We start from the raw sequence: 21,467 nt of genomic DNA on the forward strand, positions 1-21,467 counted from the left end.
TCACCGACGCGGGGTGGAGCAGCTCGGTAGCTCGCTGGGCTCATAACCCAGAGGTCGCAGGTTCAAATCCTGTCCCCGCTACTGATAGTCGAAGGGCCCGGATCCATAGGATCCGGGCCCTTCGTCGTTTCCGGGTGCAGGCCGGTGGCGGGCGCAACCCCTCAGGCTGACGCGCAGTTCGGGCACGTGCCCCGGTACGTCACCTCGACGTCCGAGATCGTGAAGCCGAAGCGCTCCGCGTCCGGGAGGTCCGCCAGCGGGTTGCCCGCGGGGTGGACGTCTCGGATCGCGCCGCACTGGGCGCAGACCAGGTGCTGGTGCGGGCGGTGCGCGTTCGGGTCGTACCGCTTGGCGCGGCGGTCCGTCGAGACTTCGAGGACCTCGCCGAGGCTGACCAGCTCGCCCAGTGTGTTGTACACCGTCGCCCGGGAGATCTCGGGCAGCCTCGTCACGGCACGCGCGTGCACCTCGTCGGCGGTCAGGTGGACATGGTCGCCGTCGAGGACCTCAGCCACGACACGCCGCTGTGCCGTCATGCGCCAGCCGCGTCCGCGAAGTCGTTCCAACAGGTCACTCATAACGACAAGCCTAACAGCGAAGGGAACCAGGTCCCGAACGAGTGTGACTTTGGATGGGCACTTGACTTAGACAAAGTCCATTGTAGGATCGGGGCTGGCACTGGCCAAGGACAGGACTTGCAGGAATGACGCAGGAGGCGCACGTGACGCAGGGACCGCTCACCACGGAGGCCGGCGCGCCGGTCGCCGACAACCAGAACAGCGAGACCGCGGGCGTCGGTGGGCCGGTCCTGGCTCAGGACCAGCTGCTGCTCGAGAAGCTCGCCCACTTCAACCGTGAGCGCATCCCGGAGCGCATCGTGCACGCGCGCGGTGCCGGTGCGTACGGCACCTTCACGCTGACCCGCGATGTGTCGCAGTGGACGCGCGCGAAGTTCCTCTCCGAGGTCGGCAAGCAGACCGAGACCTTCCTCCGGTTCTCCACCGTGGCCGGCAACCTCGGCTCGGCGGACGCGGTGCGTGACCCCCGCGGCTTTGCGCTGAAGTTCTACACCGAAGAGGGCAACTACGACCTCGTCGGCAACAACACCCCGGTGTTCTTCATCAAGGACGCCATCAAGTTCCCCGACTTCATCCACACGCAGAAGCGCGACCCGTACACCGGCTCGCAGGAAGCCGACAACGTGTGGGACTTCTGGGGTCTGAGCCCCGAGTCGACGCACCAGGTGACCTGGCTCTTCGGCGACCGCGGCATCCCCGCGACGCTGCGCCACCTGAACGGCTACGGCTCGCACACGTACCAGTGGAACAATGAGGCCGGCGAGGTCTTCTGGGTCAAGTACCACTTCAAGACCGACCAGGGGATCAAGAACCTGACCTCGGAAGAGGCCGCGAAGCTCGCCGGTGAGGACCCGGACTCGCACCAGCGTGACCTGCGCGAGGCCATCGAGCGCGGTGACTTCCCGTCCTGGACCGTGCAGGTGCAGATCATGCCGGCGTCCGAGGCGGCCAACTACCGCTTCAACCCGTTCGACCTGACCAAGGTCTGGCCGCACGAGGACTACCCGCCGATCGAGATCGGCAAGCTGGAGCTCAACCGCAACCCGGAGAACATCTTCGCCGAGGTCGAGCAGTCCATCTTCAGCCCCGCGCACTTCGTGCCGGGCATCGGTCCCTCCCCGGACAAGATGCTCCAGGGCCGTCTCTTCGCGTACGGCGACGCCCACCGCTACCGCGTCGGCATCAACGCCGACCACCTGCCGGTGAACCGCCCGCACGCCACCGAGGCGCGCACGAACAGCCGTGACGGCTACCTGTACGACGGCCGCCACAAGGGCGCCAAGAACTACGAGCCGAACAGCTTCGGCGGCCCGTTCCAGACGGACAGGCCGCTGTGGGTGTCGACCGCCGTCGCCGGCGGCACGGGCAACCACGAGGCTCCCTCGCACGCCGAGGACAACGACTTCGTGCAGGCGGGCAACCTCTACCGGCTGATGTCGGAGGACGAGAAGGGCCGCCTGATCGAGAACCTCGCCGGGTTCATCGCGAAGGTGTCGCGCGACGACATCGCCGAGCGCGCGGTCAACAACTTCCGTCACGCCGACGGAGACTTCGGTAAGCGGCTGGAGGCCGCGGTCCAGGCCCTGCGTGGCTGACGGGTGCTTGCCGTAGTACGGAGGGCCGGATCCCTGTCCAGGGGGGTCCGGCCCTTCCGTATGTCCGCTGTCCTTTGTCTGCGTCCTGTGTCCGCTCTCCGCTAGCCGGCGAGCGTCGCCGGATGCCGCCTGGCCGGGGCCCAGCAGCGGATGATGTCGCGTACGGAGACGATGCCGACGGGCCCGTCGTTGTCGAGCACGATCAGATGCCGGAAGCCGCCGTGTGTCATGGCCTCCGCGGCCTCCTCCAGGGTCCACGAGGGTGCGGCGAAGACGACGTCGGTGGTGGTGTGGGTCCCGGCGGTCTCCAGATCGGGGTCCTGCCCCGTACCCACCGAGTTCAGGATGTCGCGCTCGGTCAGAATGCCGAGGCCGCCGGCGTCGGTGTCGAGGACGACGGCGGCGCCGATACGGCGCGCGGCCATCAGGCGGGCCGCCTGGCGGAGTGTGTGTGCGGGTCCGATGGTGAGGACCACCGTGCTCATGGCGTCACGGACGAGCATGAATGGAGCCACCTCCTTGGTGGATCGGTTGTTCGGGAACCGATTCACAAGTTCACAAGTGGGGGGACTCTCAGAGTCGCAGCCCTGCGGCAGGGCAGCAAGGGGGCACGCACGGACGGAAAAGGGTGTATATACCCGCCAGTTGTCCGCCGGTTGACGGTCGGTCGACCCTCAGTAGCGCTGGTTGAGATAGCCCAGCAGCTCCTCGTGGAGCAGACCGTTCGACGCGGCGGCGTTGCCACTGTGCGGACCAGGGCGTCCGTCCAGGCCCGTGAAGGATCCGCCCGCCTCCTGGACGACGATCGCCGTCGCCGCCATGTCCCACAGCGAGAGCTCCGGCTCGGCACAGATGTCCACCGAACCCTCGGCGACCATCATGTACGGCCAGAAGTCGCCATAGCCGCGGGTGCGCCAGCAGGCCCGGGTCAGATCGAGGAAGCCGTCGAGCCGCCCCTGCTCCTCCCAGCCGCTCAGTGAGGAGTACGCGAACGAGGCGTCCTGGATCCGGCCGACCTTGGAGACCCGCAGCCGGCTCGCCGAGCTCAGGCTGCGCCCGGTGTACGCGCCTCCGCCCTGCGCGGCCCACCAGCGGCGGCCCAGCGCCGGGGCCGACACCACGCCCACGACGGGCTGGTAGCCGCCCTCGCCCTGCACCATCAGTGAGATCAGCGTCGCCCAGACCGGCACTCCGCGCACATAGTTCTTCGTGCCGTCGATCGGGTCGATCACCCAGCGCCGCGGGCCCGTTCCCTCGATGCCGTACTCCTCGCCGAGGATCGCGTCACGCGGCCGTGCCCGCTGGAGCTGTCCGCGGATCAGCTCCTCCGCCGCCTTGTCGGCCTCGCTCACCGGCGTCATGTCCGGCTTGGTCTCGACCTTCAGGTCCAGAGCCTTGAACCGGGCCATCGTGGCGGCGTCGGCAGCGTCCGCGAGGACATGGGCAAGACGCAGATCGTCGTGGTAGTCGGGCATGGTCGTCACTCTATCGGGGCTCAAGGGGGCCGTCCTTGGGCCCTGGCCAGGCCGAGCCCAGGCCCTGTCCGGCATGGCTATTGACAGGGGATGGCCGCGCGTCAACTCTGAGCGCAGTGCCGCACGGCCTCGCAGGCGCACGGCCGTAGAGCCGCACGGCCGGGGAGGCGACGATGCCTACAGCGCGCGAGTCCTTGCTGAACGCCGCTCTCGCGGCGCTTGCCGATGTGCCCTGGTCGGGGGTGCGGATGGTCGATGTCGCCTCCGCCGCCGGGGTCTCGCGGCAGACCCTCTACAACGAGTTCGGCAGCAAGGACGGACTTGCCCGGGCGCTGGTGAGGCGCGAGGCCGACACGTATCTCCACGGTGTGGAGCGGCTGCTGGCCGAGCAGGCCGGGGCCGGGGACCGGCTGGTTTCCGTCGCCGAGTGGACCGTCGCCGAGGCATGCGCGAGGCCGCTGCTGCGGGCCCTGCTCACCGCATGCTGGGGCGAGCGGCTGCCCGCGCCGAGGCCCGCCCGCCGCGGTGCCGTGCTGTCCGGGGTGCCCGCCCAGCGGCGTGCGGACGCGGGACCGCCGTCACCCGCGGATCTGGTCGCGGCCGTACGGGACCGCTCGGTGGCCGCGCTGGAACAGGGGAGAGCCGAGGGGCGTACGAAGGAGGAGTCGGCCGATGTGGCGCACCGCTGCGAGCTGGCGGCGCGGCTCGCGTTGTCCTGTGTGATCGCGCCCGTCGGCGAAGGGGTCGGAACGCTGGTGCGTAAGGCGGTGGGCGGAACCGTCAGTGAGACGAGCCCGACAGCTGGAGACCGATGACGCCGATGATCACCAGCGAGATCGAGACGATCTTGAGGGTGGACACCAGGTCGTCCAGGAAGATCATTCCGTAGATCGCGGTGCCCGCAGCGCCGATGCCTGTCCACACCGCGTAGGCGGGACCGACATCGAGCTTCCTCAGAGCGAGCGTCAGCAAGCCGAAGCTTCCCAGCGCGAAGGCGGCGAAGGCGATGGTCGGCCAGAGTCTGGTGAAGCCGTGCGAGAGTTTGAGGCAGACCGCGAAACCCGTCTCCAGGATCCCGGCGACCACCACCAGCAGCCACGCCATGATCTGTGCCTCCCGCATCAGTCGGTGACTGCTTCGTCGGACTTGGTGCGATTATGCACTTACCAACTGCGGGGGACCGCAAACGTGCACGAGTCAGTCCCCCTCGCGTCGCTCCCGGGTCGCCAGCAGGCGTCGCAGCGAATAGAGCCGCGCCGGATCGGCATGTCCGTCGGCGACCCATTGGTCCAGCGCGCAGTCGGGCTCGTCGTGACTGCACGCGCGCGGGCAGCCCTCCGTACCCGGCACGAGATCCGGGAAGGCGAGGATCACGCGGGACGGATCGACATGGTGAAGACCGAAGGAACGCACGCCCGGGGTGTCGATCACCCAGCCGCCCTCCTTGTCCGCGAGCGGAAGCGCCAGCGCCGATGTGGTGGTGTGCCGGCCGCGGCCCGTGACCGCGTTGACGAGGCCGGTGCTCCGCCGCCGCTCCTTCGGGACAAGGGCGTTGACCAGGGTCGTCTTGCCGACGCCGGAGTGGCCGACGAACACGGTGGTCCTGCCCTTGAGGTGCTCATGGACCCGCTCGGCGGCGACGCCGTCCACGAACTCGTCGTGGGTGGTGACGATATGGGGGACTCCCAGCGCGCCGTACTTCTCCAGCAGCTCGTCGGGCGAGGCCAGATCCGACTTGGTCAGTACGAGCAGAGGGGTCAGCCCGCCGTCGTACGCAGCGACGATGCAGCGGTCGATCAGGCGCGGGCGCGGTTCCGGGTCGGCGAGTGCCGTCACGATCGCCAGCTGGTCGGCATTCGCCACGACCACGCGCTCGTACGGATCGTCGTCGTCGGCCGTGCGGCGCAGGACCGACTTGCGCTCCTCGATACGGACGATGCGGGCGAGGGTGTCCTTCTCGCCGGAGAGATCGCCGACGATGCCGACGCGGTCGCCCACCACCGCGGCCTTGCGGCCCAGTTCGCGGGCCTTCATCGCCATCACGACGCGGTCGTCGACGAGGCATGTGAGCCGCCCCCGGTCGACGGTGAGGACCATGCCCTCGACCGCGTCCTCGTGCTTGGGGCGGATGTTGGTCCGGGGACGGTTGCCCTTGCGATTGGGGCGGGACCGGATGTCGTCCTCGTCGGTGTGCTTGCCGTAGCGGCGCATGTCTCGTCAGGCCCCGAGCATTCCGGCCCACATCTGCGGGAAGTCGGGCAGGGTCTTGGCGGTCGTCGCCACGTTCTCGATCTGTACGCCCTCCACGGCGAGGCCGATGATCGAGCCCGCCGTGGCCATCCGGTGGTCGTCGTACGTATGGAACACGCCGCCGTGCAGCGGGCGCGGGCGGATGTGCAGCCCGTCCTCGGTCTCGGTCACATCGCCGCCGAGCTCGTTGATCTCCTTGGTCAGGGCCGCCAGGCGGTCCGTCTCGTGGAGGCGCAGATGCGCCACGCCGCGCAGCGTGGAGGGGGAGTCGGCGAGCGCCGCGACCGCCGCGATGCCCGGGGTCAGCTCGCCGACTTCGCCGAGGTCGACGTCGATACCGTGGATGCGGCCGGTGCCGGTGAAGGTGAGACCCGACTCGGTCAATTCGCAGGAACCGCCCATCTCGGTGAAGATCCCGCGCAGCGCGTCACCGGGCTGGGTGGTGCGCTCGGGCCAGTCGGGGATGGTGACCCGGCCGCCGGTGATCAGCGCGGCGGCGAGGAACGGCTGGGCGTTGGACAGGTCCGGCTCGACGGTCAGATCGCGGCCGAGCAGGGCGGACGGGGAGACCCGCCAGACATTGGGCTCGCCGCCGGTCTCGGGTTCGTCGACCTGGGCGCCGACCGCGCGGAGCATGTCGACGGTCATCCGGATGTGCGGCATGGAGGGGAGCGTTCCGCCGATGTGCCGTACCTCCACGCCCTGGTTGAACCGCGGGGCGGACAGCAGAAGCGCGCTCACGAACTGTGAGGACGATGAGGCGTCGATCTCGACCGGGCCGCCGTCCAGCGCGCCGCTGCCGAACACAGTCATGGGGAGCGAGCCGCGGCCGTCGTCGTCGATACGGGCGCCGAGGACACGCAGGGCGTCGATCACGCCGTTCAGCGGGCGCTCGTAGGAACGGGGGTCGCCGTCGAAACGGACCGCCCCGTCGGCGAGCGCGGCGACGGGGGGCAGGAAGCGCATGACCGTGCCCGCGTTGCCGACGTCGACCGTGGCCGGGCCGTGCAGACCGGCGGGGATCACGCGCCAGGTCTCGCCCTCGCCGTCGGGGCCGACGCCTTCCTCGATGCCGACGCCCAGCGCGCGCAGGGCCTCCGCCATGAGGAGGCTGTCGCGGGAGCGCAGCGGGCGGCGCAGCCAGCCGGGTTCGGCTGCGAGGGCGGCCAGCACCAGCGCCCGGTTGGTGACCGATTTGGATCCGGGCACGGTCACGGTCGCTTCGACGGCTCCGGTCGCGAAGGGGGCGGGCCAGAGGGCGGGGTGCACGGAGCTTTCGGTCATGGCCATCACTTTAGTGGTTCCGAGAAGACCCGGATCTTGATCAAAAGTGGCGAAATAGGGGCGTAACCGGGGCGTGATAGGGGGCTTGGCCGGTCAGGTTCACAGGCCGAGCAGCCAGCGGCCGCCGCCGATCAGTGAACACAGTGACACGGCATGGAAGAGGAACAGCCACATCGCGGCCGGTACATGCGTCAGCCGGGACAGCTGGTCGGCGTCCGAGTCGGGGGCCCCGCCGTGGCGGCGCTTCGACTGGAGCTCGAAGGCCGGCCGTACGCCGCCGAGCAGCAGGAACCAGACGGCGGCGTAGGCGAAGGCGGCCTGTACGCCGGGTTCTGTCAGCCACGAGATGAGAAGGAAAGTGGCGCCGGTGAGGATCACGGTGAGCGCCCCGTACGCGTTGCGGATCATCACCAGCATCGCTATGAGCAGGGCGGTGGCCAGCCAGAGCAGCAGTGTGATGTGGTGCGCGGCGAGCAGCCAGGCGCCGCCGAGGCCGAGAAGGGGCGGCGCGGTGTAGCCCGCGGCGGCCGTCAGGATCATGCCGAGGCCGGTGGGCCTGCCGCGGCTGACCGTCAGACCGCTGGTGTCGGAGTGCAGGCGGATGCCGTCGAGGCGGCGGCCGGTGAGCAGGGCGACGAGGCCGTGGCCGCCCTCGTGGGCGATGGTGATGGCGTTGCGCGAGATCCGCCATATCGGGTGGGGGACGACGGCACCGAGGGCGATCACCCCGGCGACCATGACAAGCCATTTGTCGGGGGCGGGCTGGGAGCCGAAGACGCGGTCCCACAGATCGGTGGCGGACTGTGTGATGGCCATTTCTCGGGCGGCTCCTCGGGCGGCGGGCGGGAGTGGCAGTCTGGCACTCATGTGCGGACGGTATGCAGCGAGTCGTAGGCCCGAGGACCTCACGGGACTCTTCGAGGTCGAGAAGTGGGAGCCGGAGGAGACGCTGGCGCCCGACTGGAACGTGGCCCCCACGAAGGAGGTCTTCGCGATTCTCGAGCGTCCGGTGAAAGACGCCGGAGATCCGCGTCCGGTTCGCCAGCTGCGGGCGCTGAAGTGGGGGCTGGTGCCGTCATGGGCCAAGTCGCCCGAGGGTGCGGCCCGGATGATCAACGCGCGGGCGGAGACGATTCACGAGAAGCCGTCCTTCCGTAAGCCCTTCGTCTCGCGGCGCTGCATTCTGCCAGCGGACGGCTATTACGAGTGGGTGACCGGGGCCGGGGAGCGGGAGCTCGAGGTCGAGGGCAAGAAGAAGCGGCCGCGGAAGCAGCCGTATTTCGTGACGCCGGCGGACGGGTCGGTGTTCGCGATGGCGGGGCTGTACGAGTTCTGGCGGGACCGGACGCTGCCGGACGATCATCCGCAGGCGTGGTGGGTGACGTGCTCGGTGATCACGACCGAGGCGGAGAAGGGGCCGCTGGGGGTGGCCCCGGCGGACGGCCCCAGGTCGCTCTCGGACATCCACCCGCGGATGCCGCTGATGCTGACGCCGGACCGGTGGGACGCGTGGCTGGACCCGTCACGGACGGACGTGGAGGAGCTGCGGGGGATGCTGGAGCCGCCGCCGGAGGGGCTGATGCGGGCGTATGCGGTGACGACGGCGGTGAGCAACGTGAGGAACAACGGGCCGGAGCTGCTGGAGGAACTGGCGGCGCCGGAGGAGACCACGCTGTTCTGACCGGCCTCGCGTCGCGGGGGACCAGCTGCACGTTGCCCTCGCGTCGCGGGGGACCAGCTGCACGTCGGCCTCGCGTCGCGGGGGACCAGCTGCACGTCGGCCTCGCGTCGCGGGGAGCCCGCTGCACGTTGCCCTCGCGTCGCGGGGGGCGGGGGCGTCGGCCTCGTGTCGCCGGGGCCCGAACCGCTGTACGCCGGTTTCGGCTCGCGGCGCGTCCGTCTCGCGGGCCCGGCGCGCGGCAGGATGGAGGCGTGAGTCGGATTGAGATCGTGGAGACGGACGCCGGTGAGGGGCGGGTCACCTGGTATCCCGCCAAGCAGGCCCGGCTGGTGCTGGGGCTCAGTCATGGGGCCGGGGGCGGGATCGAGGCACGGGATCTGCAGGCCGTCGCCCATGCGCTGACCGCGGACGGGGTCAGCGTCGTGCTGGTGGAGCAGCCGTGGCGGGTGGCCGGGAAGAAGCTCGCTCCGGCGCCGAAGACGCTCGACCTCGGGTGGCGCGGCATCTGGCCCGCGCTGGAGAAGCCTGGGCTGCCCGTCGTCGCCGGAGGCCGCAGCGCCGGGGCCCGCGTGGCCTGCCGGACCGCGACCGAGCTCGGGGCCGTCGGCATCCTCGCGCTCAGTTTTCCGCTGCATCCGCCCGGCAGGCCCGAGAAGTCCCGCGCCGACGAGCTCCTGGGAGCCGGGGTGCCGACCCTCGTCGTACAGGGGGGCAATGATCCCTTCGGGAAGCCCGCGGAGTTCCCCGAAGGGGCGTACGAGCTCGTGGAAGTCCCGTACGGAGATCACGGGTTCGCCGTCCCCAAGCGCGCCGGGGTCACGGAGAGTGAGAGTATGAGAACCATCACGGACGCGGTCCGGATCTGGACGCGCGGGCTCCGGGAATGATGCGCGCGCATGCACTGTTGTGGCGGATGTCGGAACGTCAGTCACCTGAGCATGGAGTAGGGAGTCCGCCGCATGGGTTCGACCATCTGCCCGAGCCGCTCGCACGCCGCTGACCTGGAGTGGACGGTGCTTTCCGCGGCCAAGACCGCCCCTGTCCGGGCGGCGGGCGGAGCGGATCGTCGTCTATCCTCCGATTCGAGCGGGTCCGCATTCGGTCTCGCCACAGCGTTGGAGGAGGTGGGTCCGGTCACTGGGACCGACGCAGGGACCGACGACGGCCAGGCGGAGCAGTCCGAGGAGACGACTGCCGAGCGCAATGCCCGTTTCGAGCGGGACGCTCTCGGCTTCCTGGACCAGATGTACTCGGCCGCGCTGCGCATGACGCGCAATCCGGCCGATGCCGAGGATCTTGTGCAGGAGACGTATGCCAAGGCGTACGGATCCTTCCACCAGTTCCGCGAGGGCACGAACCTCAAGGCGTGGCTGTACCGGATTCTCACGAACACCTTTATCAACTCGTACCGCAAGAAGCAGCGCGAGCCCCAGCGCAGCGCCGCCGAGGAGATCGAGGACTGGCAGCTGGCGCGCGCCGAGTCGCACATGTCGACAGGGCTGCGCTCCGCCGAGTCGCAGGCTCTCGACCACCTGCCGGACTCGGACGTGAAGGCAGCGCTGCAGGCTATTCCCGAGGAGTTCCGTATCGCGGTCTATCTCGCCGACGTAGAGGGCTTTGCGTACAAGGAGATCGCGGACATCATGGGAACACCCATCGGGACGGTGATGTCCCGCCTGCACCGGGGCCGTCGCCAACTGCGCGGCATGCTCGAGGACTACGCGCGCGAGCGCGGACTCGTCCCGGCCGGTGCGGGGGAGTCGAACGACGCGAAAGGCTCGGGCTCATGAGCTGCGGAGAGCCGCACGAGACGGACTGCTCAGAGGTCCTGGACCATCTCTATGAGTTTCTCGACCGGGAGATGCCCGACAGCGACTGCACGAAGTTCGAGGTGCACTTCGAGGAGTGCTCGCCGTGCCTGGAGAAGTACGGCCTTGAGAAGGCCGTGAAGAAGCTGGTCAAGCGTTGCTGCGGACATGACGACGTGCCCAGCGATCTGCGGGCCAAGGTCATGGGGCGCATCGATCTGATCCGCTCGGGGCAGGCCGTGCCCGAGCAGGATGTGACGATCACCGGAGCCGAGCTTCCGGGCCTCGCCAAGGAGTAGAAGCTCTCGTAGCTCTCGTACACGAGTGCAGGGCGCGCCGCGGATGTCGCGGCGCGCCCTGTTCGTATGTTCACCCGCGTGTCACCCGTGGGTGCGAATAGAGCGCAACCGCCCGCCGTTCACGCCTCAACTCGCTAGCCTGGCGCTCGATTTGAGGAAGGGGCGGGCGGTGACGGCCATACCGACGGCGGCACGTGCGTACATTCTCGTAGCCGTGCTCTGCGCTGCGGCCTGCGCGCTGCCACTGCGGACCGGTGCCCCCGTTTCCTGGAGCGCGGTGCTGATGCTCGCGGGTCTGTACGCGGTGTGCGAGCTGCCCGCCCGTTGCCGCTACGTCGGCGACTCCGTGCCGGTGGGCGCCGGGTCCTTCTTCCCCGTACTGCTCGCCGCGGCCTTTCTGCTGCCGCCCGCCGCGGCCACGCTCGTCGCCGTGCCGGGGGCGCTGCTGGGGCGGGTGGACCAGCGGCCCGAGGGCGTACGGCGCATCTGGCGCGCGGCGCAGCTCTCGCTCGCGACGTGGGGCGCGGCGCAGGCGTATCTGCTGCTCGGCGGTGAGCGGACGCTGCGGGCCCCCGACTTCCCGTACGCGCTGCTGCCCGCCGCGGCCGGGGCCCTCGCCTTCTGTCTGGTGCTGACCGCGCTCGACGGCGGCATCCTCGCCACCGCGGAGCGGCTGCCCGTACGCAGCGCCTGGCGCGGGCTGCTGCTGCGCTCGCTCGCGACGCACCTCGTGCACGGGCTCGCCGGGCTGATGATGGCGGTGCTGTGGCGCAGCCCGTACGGGCCGCTGTCCGCGCTGTTCGTCCTGCTGCCGATGTACATCTCCTGCTGGATCTTCGCCCAGTACCACCGCGAGCGGGCCGCGCATCAGGCGACGATCCGGGCGCTGGTGCAGGCGGTGGACCTCAAGGACAAGTACACCCGCGGGCACAGCGAGCGGGTGGGGCGCGCGTCCGTGCTCATCGCGCGCGAACTGAGCATGGACGAGGGGCGTCTCGAAGTGCTCAGGTTCGCCGGGATCCTGCACGACGTGGGCAAGCTGGGTGTGCCGACGCGGGTGCTGCGCAAGGACGGTCCGCTGACGCCGCAGGAACGGCGGGTGATCGAGCTGCATCCGGAGTACGGGCACGAAATGGTGCGCGGGATCGGATTCCTGGGAGAGGCACGGGCGGCGATCCTGCACCACCACGAGCGGCTGGACGGCAGCGGCTATCCGTACGGGCTTGTCGGGCGGCAGATCCCGGAGTTCGCGCGGGTGGTGGCGGTTGCGGACGCGTTCGACGCGATGACGTCGACGCGCTCCTACCGGCGGGCGCGGCCGGTGGCTGCGGCTCTGGAGGAGCTGAAGCGGTGCGCGGGGACGCAGTTCGACCCGCAGATGGTCCGGGCGCTGGCGCGGGCGCTCACGCGGCACGGCTGGGAGACGGCGGTCACCTCGGACGAGCCGGGCGCACCGCCGGCGGCGCGGGGAAACGTCCCGGCACAGTCGGAGCCGGTACGGGTGGCGATGCGGGGGCGCGACGACCGCGCGGACGGGCCGGGGTGAGCCCCGCAGTCGGGTTCGGCGTCCGGGGCGTGTGCGTCGCCGCCGCCGTGCTGACCGCTGGGGCCCTGGCGTGGACTCTGTGGCAGGGGCTTGAGCAGCCCGGCAACGCCCTGGCCTTCGGGGCGTTCATAGCCGTCGGGGAGCTGGCCCGGTGGGGGGCCCTGCCCGGGGAGCGGGAGCCCGCGCCGCTCGGAGCCGCGGGGGCCCTCGCGTACGCGCTGCTCGGCGAGTGCGCCGGGCGGCCCACGACGCACGGCGTGCTGCAGGTCGTCTCCGTCGTCGTCGCGGCCGCGCTCGCCGGGGCCGTGCCCCATGTGGCGCGGGGGAGCGGGCCCGCGCTCGATCATGTGGCGCGGCGCGTGCTGACCGTCGGGTTCGCCGCCGCGTGTTTCCAACCGCTGTACAACTCCGGCCAGTTGGAGCGCTGGGTCGGGCACGGGGCGTACTACGCGCTCTTCCTCATCCTGCTGCTCCTCCTGACCGCCCTGTGCGACGCCGTCCTCGCCGCCGCGATGCTGCACACCCGCACCCGCTTCCCGTACCCACCGCTGCTGCGCGACGAGCTCCGCGCCCTCATCGGCATCGGGTCCGCCGTCTGCGCGACCGGGGCCGTGATGGCCCTCTCCGTCGCCGTCGCCGGACTCTGGGCGCTGCCCGTGTTCTGTGTGCCGCTGCTGCTGACCCAGTTGTCCTTCCGCCGGTACGCCGCCGTGCGCACCACGTACCTGCAGACCATCGCCTCCCTCGCCAGGTCCACCGAGATCGCCGGATACACCCAGCCGGGGCACGCCCGCCGGGTCGCGGCGCTCTCCACGGCCGTGGGGCGCGAGCTGGGGCTCTCGGGCCCCGATCTGACCGTTCTGGAATACGCGGCCCTGATGCACGACATCGGGCAGCTCTCGCTCGTCGATCCCGTCCCGGAAGGGGCCACCGCCCTGCTGCCCGTCGCCGAGCAGCGGCGGATCGCCCTGCTGGGGGGCGCGGTCGTACGCCAGACCGGCGTCCCGGCCGCCGTGGCCGTCGTAGTCGAGATGCAGGCCGATCCGTACCGCGAACAGCCGCTGCCCGCCCGGATCGTCCGCGCCGTCAACGCATACGACGATCTGACCGGGGGAAGCGGAGGAACAGCGGGCGGAGCGCTCGGCGCACTCGAACAGCTGCGCCTCGGCACCGGGCGGGACTACCAGCCGGAGGTGGTCGAATCGCTCGCCAGAGTCCTCGCCCGAGGCGGTCTGGCCCCTGTGCAGCCTGGGTAACCCATGGGTAATGAGCGAGCCTCCATCTCGGCATGGTTGGATGCGAAGGAAGGCACAAAACAGGTGTCCGGGGGCAGTGACCCGAGCGACCGGCAGGCGGGAATCGTGAGGATCTTCGGGAAGGTACGGCATCGGCCCTCCGCCTCTTGGCGGCAGGCCACCGACCGCGCGTTCACGCTGATCGGCGACGGCCGGTACGAGGACGCGGGCGCGTTGCTCACACGGGCGGCGGACCTTGAGCCCTGGCTTTCGGAGTCCTGGTTCAACCTTGCACTTCTGCACAAGTTCCGGCACGACTGGGAGCAGGCGCGCGCCGCCGGCCTGCGGGCCGTCGCGCTCCTGGACAAGGAGACCGGCGCCCCCGACTGGTGGAACGTCGGAATCGCCGCCACCGCCCTGCAGGACTGGCCGCTGGCCCGCCGCTCCTGGCAGGCGTACGGACTCAAGGTGCCCGGCGCGGCCGCCGCGAACGGCGAACCGGTCGGCATGGAGCTCGGCAGCGCCGCCGTACGGCTGTCGCCCGAGGGCGAGGCCGAGGTGGTGTGGGGCCGCAGGCTCGACCCGGCGCGCATAGAAGTGCTCTCGATCCCGCTGCCGTCCTCCGGGCGGCGCTGGGGCGAGGTCGTCCTGCACGACGGCGTCCCGCACGGCGAACGGACCACCACCGCAGGCCCCTCGTACCCCGTCTTCGACGAGATCGAGCTCTGGGCGCCCTCGCCCGTACCCACGTGGGTGGTCCTGCTCGAAGCCGCGACCGAGGCCGACCGGGACGCCCTGGAGCAGCTCGCGTCCGATGCCGGTTTCGCCGCCGAGGACTGGTCCTCGTCGGTGCGGCTGCTGTGCCGGTCGTGTTCCGAGAGCCGGATGCCCAGCGCCGAGGGCGAGGGCGAGCACCTGGACCCGCACGACCACAGTGAGCCGGGTCACCCTGGCCCGCTGGGCCACCGCACCGCGGGCGATCTGTGGTCCCCGGAGCGCGAGTGCGGGATCGCCGCCCCCGCGGGACTGGTGCGGGGCCTGCTGGACGGCTGGGTCGCCGACAGCCCGGACGCCCGTGAGTGGCGGGATCTCGAAGAAGTCTGCTGACCACTGGCCGTAGGCTGTACGGGATCGATTCGGGTATTCAGGAAGGCGCAGAAGCGGACATGGCGCAGCAGCAGACGGACGAGCAGGTGAACGACGGCTTCGTCGTCGACACGGAGAACTGCGAGGAGCGCGAGCTGGCGTACCGCGAGCGCGGCACGGCGCGCCCGATCACGGTCGTCGGCAACCCCGTGCTCCACAAGGAGTGCAAGGACGTCACCGAGTTCGACGACAAGCTCGCGGCGCTGATCGACGACATGTTCGCCAGCCAGAAGGCGGCGGAGGGCGTGGGCCTGGCCGCCAACCAGATCGGCGTGGACCTCAAGGTCTTCGTGTACGACTGCCCGGACGACGACGGCGCACGTCACACCGGTGTCGTGTGCAACCCGGTCCTGGAGGAGCTGCCGCCGGAGCTGCGCGTCCTCGACGACTCCAACGAGGGCTGCCTCTCCGTCCCGACGGCCTACGCCTCGCTGGCCCGCCCCGACTACGCGGTGGTGCGCGGCCAGGACGCCGAGGGCAACCCGGTCAAGGTGCGCGGCACGGGATACTTCGCCCGCTGCCTCCAGCACGAGACGGACCATCTGTACGGCTACCTGTACATCGACCGGCTCTCCAAGCGGGACCGCAAGGACGCGCTGCGGCAGATGGAAGAGGGCACGCCGCGCTACGAGACCGTCCCGAACGACTGATCCCGCCACGGGCGATGCGTCAGGCGACGTCGTGCAGCGCGCCCCGGAAGGTGCGGCGGTAGGCGTTCGGCGTGGTGCCGAGCGTACGGAGGAAGTGGTGGCGCAGTCCGGCCGCATTGCCGAATCCCGCGCGGCCCGCGATCGCGTCCACCGTCTCGTCCGTCGTCTCCAGCAACTCCTGTGACAGCAGCACCCGTTGGCGCAGCAGCCAGCGGTAGGGAGTCGTGCCCGTCTCCTGCTGGAAGCGGCGGGCGAAGGTGCGCGGCGACATATGGGCCCGGGCGGCGAGCTGCTCGACGGTCAGCTCCAGGTCCAGATGCCGCTCCATCCAGGCCAGGACCTCACCGACCGTGTCGCACGAGGTGCGCGGCAGCGGGCGGTCGATGTACTGCGCCTGGCCGCCGTCGCGGTGCGGCGGCACCACCATGCGGCGGGCGATCTGGTTGGCGATCTCGGGGCCGTGCTCCTGGCGTACGACATGGAGGCAGGCGTCGATCGCCGCCGCTGTGCCGGCCGAGGTGATCACAGGCCCCTCGTCGACGTACAGCACATCGGGGTCGACGAGGGCCCGTGGATGGCGCTGGGCCAGGGCCTGGGCGTGCCGCCAGTGGGTTGTGCAGCGCCGTCCGTCGAGCAGTCCGGCGGCGCCGAGGACGAAGGCGCCGGTGCAGACGCTCATGACCCGGGCGCCCCGGTCGACCGCGCGGCGCAGCGCGTCGAGCAGCTCCTCGGGATACTCGCGGGTCGGGTACGAGCCGCCGGTGGGGATGGCGATGAGATCAGCGTCCTCCAGCCGTTCGAGGCCGTACGGAGTGCTGATCGTGAACCCGGCGTGGGTGGGCAGGACGGGGCCCTCGGCGGAGACCGCCGCGAAGTCGTACACGGGCAGTCCGTCGTCGCTGCGGTCGAGGCCGAAGACCTCGCAGAGGACCCCGAGCTCGAAGGGATGCACGTCCTCGAGGAGGACGGCGGCCACATTTTTCAGCATGGAACCAGTGTGGCAGTAATTCGATGAATTATGACAGTCCTGCCACTGACTTCTTTGGCGCGCGAGGACGACAGTGAAGGACATGAACACATTCCTCGACTACCTCTTCGTCATCGCCCTCATGGGGCTCATCCTTCTTCCCGCGCTGGTGGGGCAGGCCAGGGAGCGGATCATCGACCGCGAGCTGCGTGAGGCGGAGCTGGGCAGGGCGGATCTGCGCCGGGCCAGGGTGCGTCAGGCCGAGCTGCGTGCGGCCAGGAGTCGTTCCCAGATCAGTGCGCCGATCCCGCCGCGGGTGACCGTGAGCCCTAAGTCCAGGCCCCGCTCGCGCCAGGACGCGGGAGCGGTGAAGGCCACCTGCAATGCGGGCTGACGGCTCGCCTGCCACGACGCGAGCCCTCGACCACCACCGTCGCCGAGGACTGCGCCCCGTACGAGAAATGACAAGGCCGGGCGGATGCGCGTACGCATCCGCCCGGCTGTTCTCCCGTCCCCCCCCGTGTCGGGAGAGATCTACGAGGTCTAGAAGTCGTCGTCGAAGCCGACCGAGCCCTCGACCGCCACCTGGTAGGCGGACGGACGGCGCTCGAAGAAGTTCGTCAGCTCCTGGACGCCCTGCAGCTCCATGAAGGAGAACGGATTCTCCGAGCCGTACACCGGGGCGAACCCGAGACGGGTGAGCCGCTGGTCGGCGACGCACTGCAGGTACTCCCGCATCGACTCGGTGTTCATGCCCGGCAGACCGTCGCCGCACAGATCGCGGCCGAATTGCAGCTCCGCCTCGACTGCCTCCTTCAGCATGTCGGTGACCTGCTGCTGGAGTTCGTCGTCGAAGAGCTCCGGCTCCTCCTTGCGGACCGTGTCCACGACCTCGAAGGCGAAGTTCATGTGCATGGTCTCGTCACGGAAGACCCAGTTGGTGCCGGTGGCCAGGCCGTGCAGCAGGCCGCGGGAGCGGAACCAGTAGACGTACGCGAACGCGCCGTAGAAGAACAGCCCCTCGATGCAGGCCGCGAAGCAGATCAGATTCAGCAGGAAACGGCGGCGGTCGGTCTTGGTCTCCAGCCGGTCGATCTTCTCGACCGAGTCCATCCACTTGAAGCAGAACTGCGCCTTCTCGCGGATGGACGGGATCTCCTCGACCGCGTCGAAGGCGGCCGCGCGGTCGTCCGGATCGGGGAGGTAGGTGTCGAGCAGCGTCAGATAGAACTGGACGTGCACGGCCTCCTCGAACAGCTGACGGCTCAAGTAGAGCCGCGCCTCTGGGGAGTTGATGTGCTTGTAGAGCGTCAGCACCAGGTTGTTTGAGACGATCGAGTCGCCGGTCGCGAAGAACGCGACCAGCCGGCCGATCATGTGCTGCTCACCCGGCGTGAGCTTGGCGAGGTCGGAGACGTCGGAGTGGAGGTCGACCTCCTCGACGGTCCACGTGTTCTTGATCGCGTCGCGGTAGCGCTCGTAGAAGTCCGGGTAGCGCATCGGACGCAGGGTCAGCTCGAAGCCCGGGTCCAGCAGGTTCTTGTTCTCGGCGGTCATTACTGGCAGGCCTCGCAGGACTCGGGGTTTTCGAGGGAGCAGGCGATCGCGTCGGCGTCGGGCGCGCCGGCCTGCTGCACGGGGATGGTTGCCTGCGACTGGGCCGCGCGGGCGATCCGGGTCGCCGGGCGGGAGCGCAGGTAGTACGTCGTCTTCAGGCCCTGCTTCCAGGCGTACGCGTACATCGAGCTGAGCTTGCCGATGGTCGGCGTCTCCAGGAACAGGTTCAGCGACTGCGACTGGTCCAGGAAGGGGGTGCGGGCGGCGGCCATGTCGATCAGGCCGCGCTGCGAGATCTCCCACGCCGTGCGGTACAGCGCGCGGACGTCGGCCGGGATCCAGTTGAAGCCCTGCACCGAGCCGCTGGACTCGCGCAGCGCCTCACGGGTCTGCGCGTCCCATACGCCGAGCTTCTTCAGCTCCTCCACCAGGTAGGCGTTGACCTGGAGGAACTCACCGCTCAGCGTCTCGCGCTTGAAGAGGTTGGAGACCTGCGGCTCGATGCACTCGTACACGCCCGCGATCGAGGCGATGGTGGCGGTCGGCGCGATGGCGAGGAGGAGCGAGTTGCGCATGCCGCTCTTCGCCACCCGCGCGCGCAGGGCGTCCCAGCGCTCGGGCCAGTTGAGCTCGACGTCGTAGTGGTCGGGGTGCAGTACGCCACGGGCCGCGCGGGTCTCGGACCAGGCGGGCAGCGGGCCGTTGCGCTCGGCGAGCGCGCAGGACGCCTCGTACGCGGCGAGCATGATCCGCTCGGCGATCTTCGTGGAGAGCGCCTTCGCCTCGGGGGAGTCGAAGGGCAGGCGCAGCTTGAAGAAGACGTCCTGGAGGCCCATCGCGCCCAGGCCGACCGGACGCCACTTGGCGTTGGAACGCCCGGCCTGCTCGGTCGGGTAGAAGTTGATGTCGACGACCCGGTCGAGGAAGGTCACGGCGGTACGGACGGTCTCGTCGAGGCGCTCCCAGTCGATGCCGTCGCCCGCCACGAACGAACCCAGGTTGACTGAACCGAGGTTGCAGACGGCCGTCTCGCCGTCGTCCGTGACCTCGAGGATCTCGGTGCACAGGTTCGAGGAGTGGACGACCCGGCCCGGCTCGGCGGTCTGGTTGGCGGTGCGGTTGGAGGCGTCCTTGAAGGTCATCCAGCCGTTGCCGGTCTGCGCGAGCGTGCGCATCATCCGGCCGTACAGCTCACGCGCCGGGATGGCCTTGCGGGCCAGACCGCCGGCCTCGGCCTTGCGGTACGCGGCGTCGAACTCGTCGCCCCACAGGTCGACAAGGTCCGGCACATCGGCGGGCGAGAACAGCGACCAGTCGGCGTCGGCCTCGACGCGGCGCATGAACTCGTCCGGGATCCAGTGCGCGAGGTTGAGGTTGTGCGTACGCCGCGCGTCCTCACCGGTGTTGTCGCGCAGCTCCAGGAACTCCTCGATGTCCGCGTGCCAGGTCTCCAGGTAGATCGCGGCCGCGCCCTTGCGCCGGCCGCCCTGGTTCACGGCGGCGACCGAGGCATCGAGGGTCTTCAGGAACGGCACGATGCCGTTGGAGTGCCCGTTGGTGCCGCGGATCAGCGAACCGCGGGCGCGGATACGGGAGTACGAGAGGCCGATGCCGCCCGCGTGCTTCGACAGGCGCGCGACCTGGTGGTACCGGTCGTAGATCGAGTCGAGCTCGTCCAGCGGCGAGTCAAGCAGGTAGCAGGACGACATCTGCGGGTGACGGGTGCCGGAGTTGAAGAGCGTGGGGGACGAGGGAAGGTAGTCGAGCCTGCTCATCAGCCCGTACAGCGCGGCGACCTCGTCCAGGGCGCGGGTCGAGTTGTCCTCGGCGAGGCCGGAGGCGATGCGCAGCATGAAGTGCTGGGGGGTCTCGATCACCTGACGGGTGATCGGGTGGCGCAGCAGATAGCGGCTGTAGAGGGTACGCAGACCGAAGTAGCCGAAGCGGTCGTCCGCGTCCAGGTTGATGAGGCTGTCCAGCCGGTCGGCGTGCAGCGTCACGAACTGGGCGGTGCGGTCGGCGATCAGGCCCTCGCGGTGCCCGACCGCGACCGAGGCGGAGAAGGCGACGGAGCCCTGTCCGGCTGCCTCGTCGGCGATATGACGGGTCAGCAGACGGGCGGCGAGCCGGGAGTAGGCCGGATCCTCGGAGATCAGCCCCGCGGCAGCGTCGGTGGCGAGGCTCCGCAGCTCGGCCGCGTCCGAACCGGCATGCCGGCCGCGCAGCGCGGCGGCAGCGACACGGCCAGGGTCGGTGTCGGGCAGATCGGCGGTGAGATCGGTCAGGGTCCGCAGAAGCGCGGTCCCGGGGCCGTCGGCCACCTGCTCGGAGATGCCTGAAGCCGGATCGGCTGGCGCGATGGTCACGTGGTGCTCTCCCTCGCTCGGCTCTGGGCCGGCGGGGGGAGGGGCCACGGGCGCACGTCACGGGGGACGGCTCACCGCGTCCACCGGCCCAACCGCGGGGCCCGGACGTCTCGGCACCCGGTTCGGTCGAGCCGGATGCACCGTCGGCAGGTCTTCGGACTAGTGGGGTACGACAAAGCGCACCACATCACACCGTTGCGGGACAGTTCCGGATTCGCACCGGATTCCCCTGCGGCGACAGCGAGCACGAGCATACATGTGGGGGCGGGGAGTTGCCGCACCCACCACATGTTGTGTCGTGGCGGCTATAGCTCCAAGGCGTAAGTGAGGAGCGTGATCCCGGGGACGGGCTCCCAGTCCCGCACAGGCGTACGGACGAAGCCGAGGCGCTCGTAGATCCGGTGGGCGGCGAGCATGGTGCGCTGCGTGGACAGCACGAGGCGCACGCAGCCGTCGGTGGCTCGCGCGCGGTCGACGCAGGCGCGCACGAGGGCCTCGCCGACGCCGCGGCCGCGGGCGTCTCGCGCGACGGCGAGCATACGGAACTCGGCCTCGCCGGGGCCTGCGATGTCGGCCCACGGGCCGCTGCCGGAGACGAAGGTCACTCCGCCGAGGAGCGCGCCGGATCCGTCGACGGCGACGAGGACTTCGGCATCGGCGTCGCCGGCGCGCGCGGCGACGTCGCGCAGGGTGTCGAGGTACTCGTCGCTCTCGCCGAAGTCGAGGAGCCCGTCGAGGAGATAGGCATCGGCGGTGAGATGGCCGAGGGCGGCGTATTCGTGGGGGGAGGCGGGGCGGGTGGTGATGTCCATGTGGGGGAGTGTGCGGCACGGCCGGGGTTCGGGGCGGGGGATTTTTCCCCACCCCGCCCCTTCCCGCTGTGACAGTTTGCGGCTCCGCCGCGTGGGGGGGGCAGGCCCCCAGACCCCTGCGCCCGCTTCGCGGCGCGAACTGGGGGCTCCGCCCCCAAGCCCCCCTTACGCCCTTCGGGCATGTCCTCAAACGCCGGACGGGCTGGATGTGCGGCTCG

22 protein-coding genes, 1 tRNA gene and 1 riboswitch are annotated in these 21,467 nt (G+C 70.2%); of the genes, 12 read left to right on the forward strand and 11 right to left on the reverse strand.

The window, feature by feature from the left end; all coding sequences use genetic code 11:
* The first annotated feature begins 7 nt into the window (after positions 1-7).
* Positions 8-81, forward strand: a tRNA-Met gene (locus tag ABZS64_RS21660).
* 80 nt (positions 82-161) lie between these two features.
* Here ABZS64_RS21660 and ABZS64_RS21665 read toward each other — a convergent pair.
* Positions 162-578 carry a Fur family transcriptional regulator gene (locus tag ABZS64_RS21665; protein WP_355831886.1) on the reverse strand — a complete coding sequence of 139 codons (417 nt, stop codon included), beginning with the start codon at positions 576-578 and terminating at the stop codon, positions 162-164.
* 125 nt (positions 579-703) lie between these two features.
* Here ABZS64_RS21665 and ABZS64_RS21670 point away from each other — a divergent pair, with 125 nt between their 5' ends.
* On the forward strand, positions 704-2,173 hold the full coding sequence (locus tag ABZS64_RS21670) for a catalase (RefSeq protein ID WP_355831888.1): 1,470 nt from the start codon (positions 704-706) through the stop codon (positions 2,171-2,173).
* 101 nt (positions 2,174-2,274) lie between these two features.
* Here ABZS64_RS21670 and ABZS64_RS21675 read toward each other — a convergent pair whose 3' ends face one another.
* Complete coding sequence (locus tag ABZS64_RS21675) at positions 2,275-2,676, reverse strand: CBS domain-containing protein (protein WP_355831891.1); 402 nt, start codon at positions 2,674-2,676, stop codon at positions 2,275-2,277.
* A 171-nt stretch (positions 2,677-2,847) separates the two neighbouring features.
* Positions 2,848-3,648 carry a histidinol-phosphatase gene (gene hisN / locus ABZS64_RS21680; protein WP_355831893.1) on the reverse strand — a complete coding sequence of 267 codons (801 nt, stop codon included), beginning with the start codon at positions 3,646-3,648 and terminating at the stop codon, positions 2,848-2,850.
* Positions 3,649-3,821: 173 nt separating this feature from the next.
* On the opposite strand from hisN, the gene ABZS64_RS21685 reads away from it, so the two are divergent.
* Positions 3,822-4,463: a TetR/AcrR family transcriptional regulator gene (locus tag ABZS64_RS21685; RefSeq protein WP_355831896.1), complete on the forward strand. Its 642-nt coding sequence runs from the start codon at positions 3,822-3,824 to the stop codon at positions 4,461-4,463.
* On the opposite strand, the gene ABZS64_RS21690 is transcribed toward ABZS64_RS21685, so the two are convergent.
* The 4 genes from ABZS64_RS21690 to ABZS64_RS21705 all read right to left on the reverse strand — a co-directional run bounded on the left by ABZS64_RS21690 (position 4,429) and on the right by ABZS64_RS21705 (position 7,998).
* Positions 4,429-4,752 carry a multidrug efflux SMR transporter gene (locus ABZS64_RS21690; RefSeq protein WP_355831950.1) on the reverse strand — a complete coding sequence of 108 codons (324 nt, stop codon included), beginning with the start codon at positions 4,750-4,752 and terminating at the stop codon, positions 4,429-4,431. The genes ABZS64_RS21685 and ABZS64_RS21690 overlap by 35 nt on opposite strands.
* Before the next feature lie 93 nt (positions 4,753-4,845).
* Positions 4,846-5,859, reverse strand: coding sequence for a ribosome small subunit-dependent GTPase A (gene rsgA / locus ABZS64_RS21695; protein ID WP_355831899.1), 1,014 nt, complete (start codon positions 5,857-5,859; stop codon positions 4,846-4,848).
* A gap of 6 nt (positions 5,860-5,865) precedes the next feature.
* Positions 5,866-7,182: a 3-phosphoshikimate 1-carboxyvinyltransferase gene (gene aroA, locus ABZS64_RS21700; protein ID WP_355831902.1), complete on the reverse strand. Its 1,317-nt coding sequence runs from the start codon at positions 7,180-7,182 to the stop codon at positions 5,866-5,868.
* 99 nt (positions 7,183-7,281) lie between these two features.
* Positions 7,282-7,998 carry a M50 family metallopeptidase gene (locus ABZS64_RS21705; RefSeq protein ID WP_355831905.1) on the reverse strand — a complete coding sequence of 239 codons (717 nt, stop codon included), beginning with the start codon at positions 7,996-7,998 and terminating at the stop codon, positions 7,282-7,284.
* Between the two features lie 49 nt (positions 7,999-8,047).
* On the opposite strand from ABZS64_RS21705, the gene ABZS64_RS21710 reads away from it, so the two are divergent.
* The 8 genes from ABZS64_RS21710 to def all read left to right on the forward strand — a co-directional run bounded on the left by ABZS64_RS21710 (position 8,048) and on the right by def (position 15,547).
* The gene (locus ABZS64_RS21710; RefSeq protein WP_355831908.1) at positions 8,048-8,863 is read left to right on the forward strand and encodes an SOS response-associated peptidase; all 816 of its coding nucleotides are present in this window, start codon (positions 8,048-8,050) and stop codon (positions 8,861-8,863) included.
* A gap of 251 nt (positions 8,864-9,114) precedes the next feature.
* Positions 9,115-9,750, forward strand: a complete 636-nt coding sequence (locus ABZS64_RS21715) for an alpha/beta family hydrolase (protein ID WP_355831911.1) — start codon at positions 9,115-9,117, stop codon at positions 9,748-9,750.
* A 237-nt stretch (positions 9,751-9,987) separates the two neighbouring features.
* A complete protein-coding gene (locus tag ABZS64_RS21720; protein ID WP_355831914.1) occupies positions 9,988-10,653 on the forward strand; it encodes a sigma-70 family RNA polymerase sigma factor in 666 nt (221 codons plus the stop codon).
* Entirely contained in the window at positions 10,650-10,970 is a 321-nt protein-coding gene (rsrA, locus tag ABZS64_RS21725) for a mycothiol system anti-sigma-R factor (protein ID WP_355831917.1), read from the forward strand. The genes ABZS64_RS21720 and rsrA overlap by 4 nt, the downstream gene beginning before the upstream one ends.
* Positions 10,971-11,139: 169 nt before the next feature.
* A complete protein-coding gene (locus tag ABZS64_RS21730; RefSeq protein WP_355831919.1) occupies positions 11,140-12,516 on the forward strand; it encodes an HD-GYP domain-containing protein in 1,377 nt (458 codons plus the stop codon).
* Positions 12,517-12,563: 47 nt separating this feature from the next.
* A complete protein-coding gene (locus ABZS64_RS21735) occupies positions 12,564-13,772 on the forward strand; it encodes an HD domain-containing protein (RefSeq protein ID WP_355831952.1) in 1,209 nt (402 codons plus the stop codon).
* A gap of 105 nt (positions 13,773-13,877) precedes the next feature.
* Complete coding sequence (locus tag ABZS64_RS21740; protein WP_355831955.1) at positions 13,878-14,858, forward strand: hypothetical protein; 981 nt, start codon at positions 13,878-13,880, stop codon at positions 14,856-14,858.
* A gap of 59 nt (positions 14,859-14,917) precedes the next feature.
* Positions 14,918-15,547: a peptide deformylase gene (def, locus tag ABZS64_RS21745; RefSeq protein WP_355831922.1), complete on the forward strand. Its 630-nt coding sequence runs from the start codon at positions 14,918-14,920 to the stop codon at positions 15,545-15,547.
* Positions 15,548-15,566: 19 nt separating this feature from the next.
* Here def and ABZS64_RS21750 read toward each other — a convergent pair whose 3' ends face one another.
* Positions 15,567-16,535: a helix-turn-helix domain-containing protein gene (locus tag ABZS64_RS21750; RefSeq protein ID WP_355831924.1), complete on the reverse strand. Its 969-nt coding sequence runs from the start codon at positions 16,533-16,535 to the stop codon at positions 15,567-15,569.
* A gap of 82 nt (positions 16,536-16,617) precedes the next feature.
* Between ABZS64_RS21750 and ABZS64_RS21755 the strand changes: the two genes are divergently transcribed.
* The gene (locus tag ABZS64_RS21755; RefSeq protein WP_355831927.1) at positions 16,618-16,908 is read left to right on the forward strand and encodes a hypothetical protein; all 291 of its coding nucleotides are present in this window, start codon (positions 16,618-16,620) and stop codon (positions 16,906-16,908) included.
* 149 nt (positions 16,909-17,057) lie between these two features.
* Here ABZS64_RS21755 and ABZS64_RS21760 read toward each other — a convergent pair whose 3' ends face one another.
* The 3 genes from ABZS64_RS21760 to ABZS64_RS21770 form a co-directional block, all read right to left on the reverse strand.
* Complete coding sequence (locus ABZS64_RS21760; protein WP_355831930.1) at positions 17,058-18,071, reverse strand: ribonucleotide-diphosphate reductase subunit beta; 1,014 nt, start codon at positions 18,069-18,071, stop codon at positions 17,058-17,060.
* Positions 18,071-20,437, reverse strand: coding sequence for a ribonucleoside-diphosphate reductase subunit alpha (locus tag ABZS64_RS21765; protein ID WP_355831933.1), 2,367 nt, complete (start codon positions 20,435-20,437; stop codon positions 18,071-18,073). The genes ABZS64_RS21760 and ABZS64_RS21765 overlap by 1 nt, the downstream gene beginning before the upstream one ends.
* 127 nt (positions 20,438-20,564) lie before the next feature.
* Positions 20,565-20,708, reverse strand: a riboswitch (cobalamin riboswitch).
* 34 nt (positions 20,709-20,742) lie between these two features.
* Complete coding sequence (locus tag ABZS64_RS21770) at positions 20,743-21,249, reverse strand: GNAT family N-acetyltransferase (protein WP_355831936.1); 507 nt, start codon at positions 21,247-21,249, stop codon at positions 20,743-20,745.
* Between the last annotated feature and the right edge of the window lie 218 nt (positions 21,250-21,467).

The sequence above is a fragment of the Streptomyces sp. NPDC005408 genome, assembly GCF_040606445.1.
GTDB lineage: Bacteria > Actinomycetota > Actinomycetes > Streptomycetales > Streptomycetaceae > Streptomyces.